Origin of the sequence: Pseudomonas sp. CFBP13508, assembly GCF_005233515.1 — a bacterium.
Taxonomy (GTDB): domain Bacteria; phylum Pseudomonadota; class Gammaproteobacteria; order Pseudomonadales; family Pseudomonadaceae; genus Aquipseudomonas; species Aquipseudomonas mercuritolerans.
Genome location: NZ_QFZZ01000001.1, coordinates 491,462 through 505,653, shown reverse-complemented (window position 1 = coordinate 505,653; position 14,192 = coordinate 491,462). Strand labels below are relative to the sequence as shown.

Sequence of the window (14,192 nt, the reverse complement as noted above, 5' to 3'; positions counted from 1 at the left end):
CAATTGTAAAAGCCTTACTTGAGAACGGACAGTGCCGCTTCGTAGTTAGGCTCTTCGGCGATTTCCTTGACCAGTTCGCTGTGCAGGACGGTGTCGTTTTCGTCCAGCACCACAACGGCGCGAGCGGTCAGGCCTTTCAGTGGACCGTCAGCAATCGCCACGCCGTAGTTTTCGATGAACTCGCTGCCGCGCAGGGTCGACAGGTTCTGTACGTTTTCCAGACCTTCGGCGCCGCAGAAGCGCGCCTGGGCGAACGGCAGGTCAGCAGAGATGCACAGCACCACGGTGTTGCTGATGTCGTTGGCCTGGGCGTTGAACTTGCGCACGGAGGTGGCGCAGGTCGGGGTGTCGACGCTTGGGAAGATGTTGAGGACTTTGCGCTTGCCGGCGAAGTCTTTCAGGGTGACGTCGGACAGATTGCCGGCTACCAGGGAAAAGGCTGGCGCCTTGGAACCGGCTTGTGGCAACTGGCCGTTGACTTGAACCGGATTGCCTTTGAGGGTGACTTGAGCCATGACTTGAGTCCTTCTGTTTTTTGATTGGAAAGCATGCAAGAGGCGGAAGTTAACCACGAAATCGGCTGACGACCTATGCCCCGTTGGAAATTGTTGGGCGCTCGGCTGCGAGATTGTATACAAGTCCTGTGGGAGCGAGCCTGCTCGCGAAATCAGGTATCGATATCAGAAACGTGTGTCAACTGGACTACCGCTTTCGCGAGCAGGCTCGCTTCCACAGAGTTTGCAGTGCCGCCCCAACCACCTTCGATTCAGCCCGGCTCCGACGATTAGAGGTGTGATATGTGCACCGCGTCGCCTCCACCAACGAATTAATTCCTTCGACTGGCTAACCCCCGATTAGCTGCTAGTTTCAGAAGGACGTGTCCTACAGGCTTGATAAGCAAAGGGATAACGCAGTAGCGGCGCGACAGTGCTCAGTTGTCCGGAAAAACACCATGGAATCGGGAAATGATCTGCAGTCGAGCCGGGAATAGAGGATTTCTGCCGGGGCCGGGTGGCGCGGCGTTCGCCATGCTCAAGCCACGGAGCGGGCGTCTCCTCCTCTCTCTGTGCCTGGGCGTCAGTCCATCGCTGTTCGCTGCGGAAGGTGGCGTCGGTCGGCCGATCACCGGCCAGCAAGTGTTCGCCAATGCTGGCATCGTGCCGCCGGAGCCGGGCTGGGTAATGTCGTTGACCAGCATCTGGTACGACGGCTCGCTCAAGGGCAGCGACGGCGCACCGATTTCCGGCGCGATCAGTGGCGGGATCGACATGAAAGTCTCCTACACCATGGCCAACTTCACTCATGTCTGGAACACCGGCAAGGGCCGCTGGAATTTCGCTTCGGCAATGGGCCTGCCGGTGCAATACACCGACATCAAGGCGAGCATCACCGGCCCGCGCGGGCGCACGTTGGGTGACAGCGATTCCGGCACGCAGTTTGCCGATGCGCTGATCACCCCGCTCGCCGCCGGTTATCACTTCGACGAACTCAATCATCTCTCGCTGTCGCTACCGATCTACGTGCCGACCGGTGCCTATAACAAGGATCGCCTGGCCAATCCCGGACAGAACAATTACACGTTCATGCCGACCGTGGCCTTTACCCATCTCGACGGCAAGGGCGGCGAGTTCACTTTGTCCAGCGGGCTGGAGTTCTACACCGAGAACGACGCTACCGATTATCGCAACGGCAACATCTTCACCCTCGACGCCCTCTGGACTCACGGCTTGGGCAATGGCTGGAACGCCGGACTTGCCGCTGGCTACGTGCGGCAACTGACTGACGACAAAGGCCAGACCGCCGATGTCTTCAACGGCTATCGCGGCCGTTCGGTCGGCGCCGGCCCGGTAATTGGCTGGGCCGGAAAATTCGCCGATGCCCAGGCCAATATCAGCGCGCGCTGGGTGCCGGAGTTCGACACCAAGAACCGCCCCGAAGGCAATGGCTTCAGCGTCAATCTGACCCTGGCGTTTTTCTAGACCCGGACACAAAGGACTGCCCATGACAGCGCTCACCGACCTCAACGCCCTGCAAGCCAGCATCGCCGAAGCGGTGCTCGGCCAGGATCAAGTCATCCGGCAGATTCTGCTCGGGCTGTTGGCCAATGGTCATTTGCTCCTGGAGAGTCTGCCCGGGCTGGCCAAGACGCGCACGGTCAAGGCACTGGCCAAACACCTCGATGCCAAGATGAGCCGCATTCAGTTCACCCCCGACCTGTTACCGTCGGACATCACTGGTGCCGAGGTGCTGCACCAGGTCGAGGGCAAAAACGAGATCCGATTCCAGCCCGGCCCGCTGTTCGGCAATCTGATCCTCGCCGACGAAATCAACCGCGCCCCGGCCAAGGTCCAGGCGGCGCTGCTCGAAGCCATGGAGGAGCGCCAGATCACGGTGGCCGGCAACAGCCATGCGCTACCGGAGCTGTTCATCGTCGTTGCGACGCAGAACCCGATCGAGCAGGAAGGCACCTACCCACTGCCGGAAGCGCAGATGGACCGTTTTCTGATGAAGGTGCTGCTTGATTACCCCAGCGCCGAAAACGAAAGCCAGGTGCTGCGCCTGCTGCGCAACGAAGAGTTTGCCCAAGGTGCGAGCACCACGCCGGTGAAGAATTTCACTTTGCCGCAGGAGGTGATTTTTGCCGCGCGCAAGGAAGTCAGCGCGGTGCACGTTTCACCGGCCATCGACACTTACCTGATCGACCTGATCAACGCCACCCGCCACCCAGCCGACTACGACGAAGACCTCGCACGCTGGATCGCCATTGGTGCCAGTCCCCGAGGCGGCATTGGCCTGGACCGCTGCGCCCGCGCCGATGCGTGGCTGCAGGGGCAGGATTTCGTTTCGCCGGACAACGTCCGCGCCGTGGTCCATCCGGTGTTGCGCCATCGTTTGCAGCTGAGTTACGACGCGGTTGCCGATGGCGTCAGCGCCGATCAGGTGCTCGAGCGGATTCTTGACAAAGTGGCGATTCCCGCATGAACGACGAAGGTCTGGTCTACGTCTCTCTCGCGCAACTGATGGCGCTGGAGTTCAAGGCCCGTGACCTGAGTTTTCTTGCGCGGCAGCCGCAGGGCAGCATTCTCGCCGGCAACCACGCTTCGCGGCTGCGCGGTCGCGGGCTGAATTTCGACGAGTTGCGCCGCTATCAACCGGGCGATGACCTGCGCCACCTCGACTGGCGCGCCTCGTTGCGTACCGGCAAACCGGTGGTGCGCACTTTCACCGAAGAACGCGACCGCCCGGCCCTGATCGTGGTCGACCAGCGCATGTCGATGTTCTTCGGCTCGCAGCGCAGCTTCAAATCGGCAGTCGCCGCCGAACTCGCCGCGCTGGCGGCGTGGATGGTTTTTCACGCCGGGGATCGGGTTGGCGGTCTGGTCTTCAACGACCAGCGTATCGACAGCATCGCGCCTTTGCGCAGCCGCAAGCGTGTCGAAGCGCTGCTCAGCCGCGTAGTGCAGCAAAACCGCGCGCTGAACGCCGGTAATCCCGACGCCGAAGATGAAGACCAATTGGACAAGGCCTTGCAGCGTTGCCTCGGTGTGGCCGGGCACGACCACTTGATCTGCATCGTCAGCGACTTTGCCGGCGCCGGTGAACGCACCTTGCAATTGATGCGGCAGCTGTCGGCGCACAACGATGTGATTGCCTTGCAGGTCTATGATCCGCTGGCGCTGAAACTGCCGAACAACGGTCGCCTGCTGGTCACCCAGGGCGAGTTGCAGGTCGAACTGGCGATCGAGAAACGTAACGTGCATCAGCCGCTGGGGGATTTTCTCAGCGGGCGGCTCAAGGACGTCGCCACCCTGCTGCGCCGCAGTCAGGTGCCGCTGATGATGATCAGCACCGCCGAGGACGCCCATGGGCAACTGCGCGCCGAACTGGGCAAAAGCGCCGGGGGCGCGCGATGAACCCGAATATCCCCAGCATCGATCAGCTCAAGGAGTTGGCCCTGCCCGCGCCCGTCAGCTATGCGCCGCAAACGTGGGGCTGGTGGCTGTTGCTGGCGGTGCTGATACTCGCCGCGCTGTTGCTCGGCCTGCGCAGATACTGGCAATGGCGCCGCGACCGCTATCGCCGTGAAGCTCTTGCCCGACTGGCACAGTTGCGCGGCCGCAGTGACGACCTCAATGCCCTGCGCGAATTGCCAGAGCTGCTCAAACGCACGGCCCTGTCCATGCCCACTCGATCGTGGCGCTGGAGTGCATCCCCTGTGGGAGCGAGCCTGCTCGCGAAGACGTCAGCGCATGCAATACCTCGATCCACTGACACGGCGCTTTCGCCAGCAGGCTCGCTCCCACAAGGGCCGGCGGCGCTCGGCAGAGATGACTGGCAGGAGTTTCTGCAACGGCATTGCAAAAACAGAATGCCCGCCGACTTCAGCACTCAACTGGCCCAACTCGCCTACGCGCCGGACCCCGTATTGCGCGCCCTCCCCGCAGCGCAACGGCAAATGCTTTTCGACAGCTGCCAATACTGGGTGGAGCATCACCATGTGGCAGCTTGATTACCCCTGGTTGTTACTCCTGCTGCCGCTGCCCTGGCTCGCTTACCGTTTTTTGCCCGCTTACAACGAAGCCCGCAGTGCCGTGCGCGTACCGTTTTTCGGCGCGATGAGCCGCGCGGTCGGCGAAGCGCCAGGCACCGCGGGCAGTCGGCGCAATCGCTGGCAACTGCTGCTCAATGTGCTGGTGTGGGCGCTGATTCTGCTGGCCGTGTCACGTCCGGTGTATGTCGAAAAGCCAATCGAACGCCAGCAACCGGTGCGCGACCTGATGCTCGCCATCGACCTGTCGCAGTCGATGGAAACCGAGGACTTCACTAACGCCCAAGGCGAAAAAATCAATCGCCTGGCAGCGGTCAAAGGCGTGGTGCAAGGCTTTATCGACAAACGCAAGGACGACCGCATCGGCCTGATCGTATTTGGCAGCGGTGCCTATCCACAGGCTCCACTGACCCTCGATCACGCCAGCCTGTCGTTGTTGCTGGCGGATACCGGGATCGGCATGGCCGGCCCCAACACAGCGATCGGCGATGCGATCGGGCTCAGCCTGAAATTGCTCGACAAGGCCCATGAGCAGGAAAAAGTCCTGATTCTGCTGACCGATGGCAACGACACCAGCAGCGCGATCACCCCGGATCACGCCGCCGAAATGGCGGCCAACAAAGGCGTGGTCATTCATACCATCGGCATCGGCGACCCCGACGCTTCCGGCGAAGCGAAGGTCAATCTGCAAGGCCTCGAACAGATCGCCAATACCACCGGCGGCCGCTTCTTCCGCGCCGAAGATCGCGCGGCACTGGATCAGGTCTACACCACCCTCGACCAGCTCACTCCGCATCAGGTGAAGACCCTCAGCCATCAGCCGCAACGGGAATTGTTCTACTGGCCGCTGGGCGCAGCATTGCTGCTGTTGGCGCTGTATCAGCTCGGCGCCCTTTTACGCCCGAACCTGACGGTTGCGCGGCAGCGGCAGGAGGCCTGAAATGGAGATCAACCTGAGCGATTTCCACTTTCTGCGCCCGCTGTGGCTGTTGCTTGCGCTGTTCGGCGCAATGCTGCCACTGATCTGGCGTCGCAGCCGCGACCTGCAAAAACGCCTGCGCGGCAATATCGCCGAACACTTGCTGCCGCACTTGTTGATCACCCCGCAGGATCACCAGCGCTGGCGCCCGGTGCACCTGCTCTGTGCGCTGCTGATCCTCGGCGCACTCGCCGCGGCCGGGCCGACGTGGGAACAGGATCGCCCGGACTTTCTCGAGAACCGCGCACCACTGATCGTTGCCGTCGACCTTTCGCCCTCGATGGACGCCAACGATGTGCAGCCGACGCGGCTGGAGGCGGTCAAGCACAAGCTGCATGAGCTGCTGCAACGTCGCGCCGGCGCGCGGACCGCACTGATCGCCTATGCCGGCAGCGCGCATCTGGTGTTGCCACCGACCGACGATCCGGCGCTGCTCGACAGCTTCATCCAGGCCCTGGGCACGGGCTTGATCGACAAACCCGGCAAGAACGTCGCCGCCGTGATCGATCAAGCGAAACGCTTGCTCAGCGCCGAGAACACCCCGGGCAGTCTGCTGCTGATGACTGATGGGGCCGATACCACGCAACTCGATGATCTGCAAAAACACCTCGACGGCAGTGCCTTGCAGGTTCTGGTTCTGGCGGTGGGCAGCGAAGACGCGGGCGTCATCACTACCGCCAGCGGCCAACCGAAAATCGACAGCCGCGGACGACCGGTGCTCGGCAGTTTCGATCAAGCGGCCCTCAAGCAATTGGCCTCGGCCGTCGACGCGCCGCTCGGCAGCCTGACCCTCAATAACGATGACCTGAAGTGGATCGAGTTGCACGCCCGCCAACACTTCCAGAGTGCCAGCGCCGAACAGCGCGAATTGCACTGGAAGGACGCCGGTTACTGGCTCTGCTGGCCATTGCTGTTACTGGCGCTGTTCAGCGTGCGCAAGGGCTGGAGCGTAAACTGGATGCCGGCGCTGTTTTTGGCCGTAGGGTTGGGCTGGCCTGCGGCGCCGGCGCAGGCCAACGCCCTCACCGATGCGTTTTTTACCCGCGACCAACAAGGCCGCTGGGCGTTTGAGCATGATCGTCTGCCCGAGGCGGCGGCGCTGTTCGTCGACCCGTACTGGAAAGGCGTCGCGGCCTATCACGCTGCCGATTACGACTTGGCTATGGCGACCTTTGCCCGCCTGGACACGCCGCAGGCGTATTTCTACCTGGGCAATATTTACGTGCGCCGCTTCAAGTTCGATCAGGCGATTGCCGCCTACAGCCAGGCGTTGAAACTGCAGCCGCAATTTGCCGAAGCGAGCGCCAATCTGGCCTTGGCCCGGGCACTGCTCAAGGACACCGAAAGCGCCGAGAAAAACGCTCCGCAAACCAAGCCCGATGAAGTCAAATTCGACAAGGCACCCGGTAAAGGTCAGAGCAAAAAGGTCGAGACCCAGCAGGCGGCGTCCGACGCGCTGTGGCTGGAGAACCTGACCACCTCGCCGGCGAAGTTTCTAAGGCAGAAGTTCAGCTTGCAGGATCAGCAGGGAGACCGGCCATGAACCGTATTGCGGCCTTCGCGAGCAGGCTCGCTCCCACAGGAAAACCGTGGACTCCAAGTGGGAGCGAGCCTGCTCGCGAAGAGGCCCGGACACTCAGCGCAAAACTTAGCGCACTGCTGCTGACCAGCCTGCTGTCGCTGAATGTTTTTGCCGCCCCAGCGCAACTGAAAGTCCAGGCTCACCTCAACCCCAGTGAAGGCGCGATGGTCGGCGGTCTGGTCGAACTGCAACTCGACGTGCTAACCGACACCTGGTTCACCAGCGCCGCCACCCTGCCTGATCTGCAACTCGACGGTGCGCTGGTGATGCCGCCGAACGGCCAGGCGCAGCATCTGAACCAGACCATCGATGGCCAATCGTTCAATGGCTTGCGCTATAGCTATCTGATCACGCCCAACGTCGCTCGCAGTTTCGATATCCCGGCGCTGACCGTACGCGCCAGACTGGGCCAGGCCACTGAAGAAATCAGCGCACAAAGCCAGCCGCTGAGTTTCAGCGCCGCCCAGCCGCCCGGCTTCGCGCCCGGGGAGACGCCTCTGGTCGCCAGTGGGTTGCGCTTGAAACAGATCGTTACCAATTCGGCCACGCCGCTGAAAGTCGGCGACAGCGTCACCCGTGAGCTCACCCTGCAAGCCGATGGCGCGCTGGCGATGGCCCTGCCGATTCCGACCTTCAGTGATGTCGACGGCTTGAGTCGCTACGCGAAGACGCCACAAGTCAAAGCGCTGGATGACGGTCGCGGCAATATCCTTGGCGGTCAACGCGTCGACAGCGCCAGCTATCGCATCGACAGCGCCGGTACTTACACGCTGCCGGCGATCCGCGTGAAATGGTGGGACGCCTCTGCGAGGCAGATCCGTAGCGCTGAGGTGCCGTCTGTGAGCTTCGAGGCCGCAGCCAACAACGTCTATAAACCGGTGTTTTCGCTCGCCGAAGACCTCAGGCAACTGCAACAGAATCACTTGCACTTCTCCAGCCGCTGGCTGCTCTGGCTGGCGCTGGCGGTCGGCCTCGCCGTCGGTGTGTACTTGCTGCGGCCCGTCGCCGCTCGCGCCCATCAACGCTGGCTCGCACATAAACGGGCCAAGCAATTGGCCTGGCAGCATTCGCCCGCTTTCGCCTGGCAACAGATCGCCCCGCAACTGCAAGCCAGGCCGGCGCAACTGACCGCGCTGTACCTGTGGCTGCGGCGTAGTCGTCTGGGCTTGAAACTCACGGGCGCCGGTCCGCGCTTGCAGGGATTGTTACGCGGGCTTTACGGCCGTCAGTCTGCCGCCGATCAAACACTTGTTCAGCTTCGCCAATCGTTGTCTACGCTTCAAAGTCAGGTCGCCCGGCAACAGGCGAAACCCGCACCGGCCCTGCGCCCGCTCAACCCTGTGCATGAGAAGGACTTCACATGATCAACCCGTTGCTGCGTCGCCAACGTTTCGGTTTCGCCCTGCTGTTGACACTGGTTCTGCCCCTGCTGGCACAGGCGAATGAACCGCTGCCGTCATGGAACGAGGGCCCGGCCAAAAAGAGCATCATCGAGTTCGTCCAGGCCGTGACCGACCAGAGCAGCAAGGACTTCGTCAAACCGGCCGATCGCATCGCCGTGTTCGACAATGACGGCACCTTGTGGAGCGAACAACCGGCGTACTTCGAATTGCTGTTTGCCTTCGACGAGGTCAAGCGCACCGCCGCACAACACCCGGAATGGAAAACCACACAGCCGTTCAAAGCGGTGCTGGAAAATGATCACAAAGCCCTCGCCGCGTCGGGCATGGAGGGTTTGCTGAAGATCGTCGGCGCCACCCACAGCGGCATGACCACCGAAGCCTTCGATGACTACGCGAAAACCTGGTTCAGCCAGGCCCGCCACCCGAAAACCGGCAAGCCCTACACGGAAATGATCTTCCAGCCGATGCTGGAAATGCTCGACTACCTGCGCAGCCAGAACTTCAAGACCTACATCGTTTCCGGCGGCGATACCGGCTTCATGCGCGCCTTCGCCGAGAAGGTCTACGGCATCCCGCCGGAACAGGTGATCGGTACCACGTTCGTCACCTCTTACCAGTTCAAGGACGGCAAAGCGTCGATCGTGCGCACGCCGAAAGTTGCGCACAACGATGACGGTCCGGGCAAACCGGTCAGCATCGATGCGGTCATCGGTCGGCGGCCGATCCTCGCCTTTGGCAACTCCGACGGCGACCTGCAAATGCTGCAGTGGACCGCCGCCGGGCCGGGCAAGCGCCTGATGGGGCTGGTGCACCACACCGATGCCAAGCGCGAGTGGGCTTATGACCGGCAATCGAATATCGGCCGACTCGACAAGGCCCTCGATGAAGCGAATTCCCGTGGCTGGACGGTGGTGGACATGGCGTCGGAATGGCGCCGGATCTATCCGTTCGATCCGCCGGCAACCGAGCAAGTGCAATAAGAAAGCGTGATGCAGGAGAGCAGTAAACGTTTGTCGCAAAAAACGACCCCCGTGCAAAAGGAGCAAGTCAGATGACTCGCATACGCAAGTGGCTACCGAAACTCGCCCTGGTGGCAACCTCGGTGATGGCGCTGTCGGCAACCGCCACAGCGGCTGAAAAACCCAACATTCTCGTGATCTTCGGCGACGACATCGGGCAGACCAACATCAGTGCCTATTCCATGGGCGTGGTCGGATACAAGACGCCGAATATCGACCGTATCGCCAAAGAAGGCATGATGTTCACCGATTACTACGCGGAGAACAGTTGCACGGCTGGGCGTTCATCGTTCATTACCGGGCAGACGCCTTTGCGTACCGGCTTGTCGAAAGTCGGCATGCCGGGGGTTCCGGTGGGCTTGCAGCCACGCGATGTGACCATTGCCCAAGCGCTGAAAGCCCAGGGCTATGCCACGGGTCAATTCGGCAAGAACCACTTGGGCGACAAAGACGAATATCTGCCGACCAACCATGGTTTCGACGAGTTTTTCGGCAACCTGTATCACCTCAACGCCGAAGAGGAACCGGAGCGTCCGTACTGGCCCAAGGATGATGCCGAGTTCGTCAAGGCCGCCTCGCCTCGTGGCGTGATCCACAGTTTTGCCGACGGCAAGATTGAAGACACCGGCGCGCTGACCAAGAAACGCATGGAGACCATCGACGACGAAACCACTGCGGCAGCGCAAGCGTTCATCGAGAAACAGGCCAAGGCGGACAAACCGTTCTTTGTCTGGATGAACACCACACGCATGCATGCCTTCACTCACGTGCGCGAATCCATGCAAGGCCAAAGCGGCATGGTCGGCAACGAATATGCCGATGGCATGCTCGAGCATGACGGCGACGTCGGCAAGCTGCTCAAGACACTGGATGACTTGAAGCTGACCGAGAACACCATCGTTGTCTACACCACCGACAACGGCCCGAACCAATGGTCGTGGCCTGACGCTGCAACGACGCCGTTCCGCAACGAGAAAAACTCGAACTGGGAAGGCGCATACCGGGTACCGGCGATGATTCGCTGGCCGGGCAAAGTCAAGGCAGGCGAAGTCTCCACGCAGATGTTCTCCGGTCTGGACTGGTTCCCGACACTGTTGGCCGCCGTGGGCGACACCGACATCAAGGACCGCTTGCTCAAGGGCGCCGACATCGGCGGCAAGAACTTCAAAGTGCACCTGGACGGCTATAACCAGCTGGACTACCTGACGGGTAAAACCGACAAGAGCGCGCGCAAGGAGTTCTACTACTTCAACGATGACGGTGCGTTGGTCAGCATGCGTTTCAATGATTGGAAACTGGTGTTCTGTGAGCAGCGCGCGCCCGGCGGACTGCAGGTGTGGAGCGAACCGTTCACCTGCCTGCGTGTGCCGAAAATGTTCAACCTGCGCATGGACCCGTACGAACGCGCCGATGTCGTGTCCGACCAGTACTATGACTGGCTGACGAAAAACGACTATCTGATTTTCGACGGTACCCGCCGCGCGGCGAAGTTCCTGCAGACCTTCGTCGACTATCCACCTAGCCAGCGTCCGGCGAGCTTCAGCATCGACCAGATCCGCGAGGATGTGGACCGCCGTATCGAAGAAAAAATGAAGAAAGCCCAGTAATAGCGCTGTACCGCCGCTCGCCTTCATCGGCGGGCGGCCCTGTTTTCAACAAGCGACCGGGTCGGTTTCGTTCGCGAGCAGGCTCGCTCCCACAAGGTTTTCTGCGATCGTTCCCACGCTCTGCGTGGTAACGCAGCCCGGGACGCTCTGCGTCCAATGCCGAAGCGGACGCGGAGCGTCCAGTGAGGCATTCCCACGCAGAGCGTGGGAACGATCAACATCAGCCAATCCATAACAAGGCTCACCGCATGTCCTCACGTATCGCCAGCAAGCCGTCGGCCATACCCGTTCCGCAAGCCGCATCCACCACCTCAATGATCCCTGCCCTGCTGCTATGCATCTCCGGCGCGGCAGCGTTGGTCTATCAGGTGTTGTGGATCAAACAGCTGTCGCTGGTGGTCGGCGTCGAGGTCTACGCAATCACCACCGGCATCAGCGCGTTTTTCGCCGGGCTCGCGCTCGGCGGCTGGCTGTTCGGGCGCTGGGCCGATCGCTTGCAACAGCCGGTTCTGCTCTACGCCGGGCTGGAAGTACTGGTGGCGATACTCGGCGTTGGCGCGACAGTGGCAATGAGTCTGGCGGCCGGTGCGTTTGCCTGGTTGCAAGGTCATGTCGGCGTGCTCGCGTGGTTGCTGCCGTTTGCGCTGGTAGGCATTCCGGCGGTCTTGATGGGCGGGACGCTGCCGGTGCTGGTGCGCTCACTGGCGGCTGAGCCGGGCAAGGCCGGCGGTCAGTTGTATGCGGCGAATACGCTGGGCGCGATCGTCGGCACTTTGCTCGCCGCGTTCGTACTGATCGCCAGCCTCGGCGTGCGCGGCAGTGCGCTGTTCGCCGCGATGCTCAACCTGCTTGCTGCGGCCGGTGCGCTGTGGTTGCAGCGCCAGCAGCCAGTAGCGCTGGCCACACCGGTCAAACACGGCAACGCCAAAGCGCCCGACCGCACTGCGTTGTGGCTTTACGCGATCGCCGGGGGTGTGGCGTTGGGTTACGAGGTGGTCTGGTCGCAATCGATCGTGCAGTTCATGAGCACGCGCACCTATGCGTTTGCTGTGGTGCTGGCGACTTACCTGACCGGGCTGTTTATCGGCAGCGCCCTGCTCGCCCGTCGCGTCGAGCGCATTCGCGACCCATGGGGCGTATTCGGCTTGTTGATTGCCGGTGCAGGCCTGCTTGCGCTGCTGGAGATCGCCGTGCTCGGCCGCTGGCTGGTGCTCGCGCAGAGCCATGCGGAAACCTGGCTGCTGAGTCTGGGCGCCAGCGAGCTGGCCGGTATGAGCGCGCGCTTTGCCGTGGCGGCGCTGAGCATCGTGTTTGTGCCGACCCTGCTGCTCGGCGCGGCGTTTCCTCTGGCGTTGCGCCTGAGTGTCGGCAGCGAACGTGTGGGCCGCGATGTCGGCGCCGTTGTCGCGTTCAACACCCTGGGCGGGATCATCGGTGTGATGCTTTGCGGCTTCGTATTGATTCCCTTGCTGGGCCTTGTGCGCACCCTCGGCCTACTGGCGCTCGTCGCAGCGACAATCGGTTATCTGGCGGTGCGCAAGGGCCATGGCGTGGCGAAAGGTCGGCGCCAGGCCGTGGTCGCACTAGGTCTGGTTTGCGTTGCAGTGGCGGTACTGACGCCCGTCGACAAACTGGCCAGCCTGTTGCCCGGCGCACGCAACGGCACGCTGGCCTTCTACGAGGAAGGACGCGGCGGCACGGTCGCGGTGGTCACTCAGGGACGTGGCGAAAACACCTTCCACCGTTTGTACATCCAGGGCGTGTCGAACACCGGCGATGCCATGCCGTCGCTGCGCTACATGCGCATTCAGGCACTGCTGCCGCTGCTGATCCACAACGGTGAACCGCGCTCGACCCTGGTGATCGGCTTCGGCACCGGCATCACCGCAGGCGCCATGCTGCGCTATCCAGGTCTGGAACATCGCGTGGTCGCCGAATTGCTGCCATCGGTGGTGAAAGCAGCGCCGTTGTTCAAGGGCAACTTCAATGCCGCCAGCGATCCCGGCGTCGACGTTCGCCTGCGCGACGGCCGCCAGGAACTGCTGCGCAGTGCACAGACCTACGACGTTATCACCCTGGAACCGCCACCGCCCTCCGCTGCAGGCGTAGTCAATTTGTATTCGCGGGACTTCTACCAGCTGGCCGCCAGTCGCTTGCAGGACCAGGGCATCGTTGCGCAGTGGCTGCCGCTGCCGACGCAGAATATCGACGACTCGCGCTCACTGGTGCGCAGCTTCCTCGACGTGTTCCCGCATGCCTCGCTATGGACCAGCGAGTTCCACGAAATGCTGCTGGTTGGCTCAATGAAACCGATGCAACTGGACGCCGCGAAAATCACCGCGCGCTTCCAGCAGGACAGCGTACGCAACACCTTGCAGGACGTCGGCATCGGCTCGGCGGCGGCGCTGCTGGCCACCTGGGTCACCGATCGCACCGGCCTGGAGCGCTTCGCCGCCGATGCACCGGCAGTGACTGATGATCAGCCGCGCATCGAATACGCGCCGTGGGTACGCAGCAAGGAAATCACCCGCGTGCTACCGGCGCTGCTTGACTTGTATCAGCCACCTACACTGGTCAGTGCCGATGCCGGGTTCAGTGAACGCATGGAAACGCATCGGCAGCGGTTGATGCAGTTTTATCGGGCAAGCCTGCACGCCTACGACGGCGATCGGGACGCCTGGGGTCGGGATATCCGGGAAGTGATGCAAGGGGATCGGGCGAACCCATATTTTCGCTGGTTTGTCGGGCAGTAAGGCGGGGCTGACAGAATGCCTTCGCGAGCAGGCTCGCTCCCACAGAAAAGCAAAAGCAAAAGATCGCAGCCTTCGGCAGCTCCTACACAATGAGCGCAAGCTCGAGTGCTTTTGATCTTGATTCACCGGCGACGTCGGAAGGCTGAGTGGAGGGATTGATCCGGGGGTGGGAGCGCAGCGACCGTCTGGCGCAGCCAGACACAGCGGAAGGAGGTGCAGCGAAGCAAACCGTAGCCGCTGCGCCCGGATCGATCCCGCAGCGAAGGAACCCGAGCCTGCGAGGGCCGAACGTAGGAGCAA

11 protein-coding genes are annotated in these 14,192 nt (G+C 62.0%); 10 read left to right on the top strand and 1 reads right to left on the bottom strand.

Annotation, left to right across the window (positions count from 1 at the left end; all coding sequences use genetic code 11):
* Positions 1 to 14: 14 nt before the first annotated feature.
* Positions 15 to 515, bottom strand: coding sequence for a thiol peroxidase (gene tpx, locus PspCFBP13508_RS02285; RefSeq protein ID WP_016774621.1), 501 nt, complete (start codon positions 513 to 515; stop codon positions 15 to 17).
* Positions 516 to 1,028: 513 nt separating this feature from the next.
* On the opposite strand from tpx, the gene PspCFBP13508_RS02280 reads away from it, so the two are divergent.
* The 10 genes from PspCFBP13508_RS02280 to PspCFBP13508_RS02235 all read left to right on the top strand — a co-directional run bounded on the left by PspCFBP13508_RS02280 (position 1,029) and on the right by PspCFBP13508_RS02235 (position 13,892).
* Positions 1,029 to 1,979 (top strand): transporter, encoded by a 951-nt coding sequence (locus PspCFBP13508_RS02280; protein ID WP_137213801.1) that lies wholly within the window; start codon positions 1,029 to 1,031, stop codon positions 1,977 to 1,979.
* A gap of 22 nt (positions 1,980 to 2,001) precedes the next feature.
* On the top strand, positions 2,002 to 2,982 hold the full coding sequence (locus tag PspCFBP13508_RS02275) for a MoxR family ATPase (protein WP_137213513.1): 981 nt from the start codon (positions 2,002 to 2,004) through the stop codon (positions 2,980 to 2,982).
* Complete coding sequence (locus PspCFBP13508_RS02270; RefSeq protein ID WP_110603408.1) at positions 2,979 to 3,914, top strand: DUF58 domain-containing protein; 936 nt, start codon at positions 2,979 to 2,981, stop codon at positions 3,912 to 3,914. Before PspCFBP13508_RS02275 ends, PspCFBP13508_RS02270 begins: the two co-directional genes overlap by 4 nt.
* Complete coding sequence (locus PspCFBP13508_RS02265) at positions 3,911 to 4,510, top strand: DUF4381 domain-containing protein (protein ID WP_122507271.1); 600 nt, start codon at positions 3,911 to 3,913, stop codon at positions 4,508 to 4,510. The genes PspCFBP13508_RS02270 and PspCFBP13508_RS02265 overlap by 4 nt, the downstream gene beginning before the upstream one ends.
* Positions 4,497 to 5,489 carry a VWA domain-containing protein gene (locus PspCFBP13508_RS02260; RefSeq protein WP_016774616.1) on the top strand — a complete coding sequence of 331 codons (993 nt, stop codon included), beginning with the start codon at positions 4,497 to 4,499 and terminating at the stop codon, positions 5,487 to 5,489. Before PspCFBP13508_RS02265 ends, PspCFBP13508_RS02260 begins: the two co-directional genes overlap by 14 nt.
* Before the next feature lies 1 nt (position 5,490).
* Complete coding sequence (locus tag PspCFBP13508_RS02255) at positions 5,491 to 7,071, top strand: VWA domain-containing protein (RefSeq protein WP_137213512.1); 1,581 nt, start codon at positions 5,491 to 5,493, stop codon at positions 7,069 to 7,071.
* Positions 7,068 to 8,474 (top strand): BatD family protein, encoded by a 1,407-nt coding sequence (locus PspCFBP13508_RS02250; RefSeq protein WP_137213511.1) that lies wholly within the window; start codon positions 7,068 to 7,070, stop codon positions 8,472 to 8,474. Before PspCFBP13508_RS02255 ends, PspCFBP13508_RS02250 begins: the two co-directional genes overlap by 4 nt.
* Positions 8,471 to 9,493, top strand: coding sequence for an HAD family hydrolase (locus tag PspCFBP13508_RS02245; protein ID WP_130910288.1), 1,023 nt, complete (start codon positions 8,471 to 8,473; stop codon positions 9,491 to 9,493). Before PspCFBP13508_RS02250 ends, PspCFBP13508_RS02245 begins: the two co-directional genes overlap by 4 nt.
* 71 nt (positions 9,494 to 9,564) lie before the next feature.
* Positions 9,565 to 11,139: an arylsulfatase gene (locus PspCFBP13508_RS02240; protein WP_137213510.1), complete on the top strand. Its 1,575-nt coding sequence runs from the start codon at positions 9,565 to 9,567 to the stop codon at positions 11,137 to 11,139.
* A gap of 248 nt (positions 11,140 to 11,387) precedes the next feature.
* On the top strand, positions 11,388 to 13,892 hold the full coding sequence (locus PspCFBP13508_RS02235; protein ID WP_130910287.1) for a fused MFS/spermidine synthase: 2,505 nt from the start codon (positions 11,388 to 11,390) through the stop codon (positions 13,890 to 13,892).
* The last annotated feature ends 300 nt before the right edge of the window (positions 13,893 to 14,192 follow it).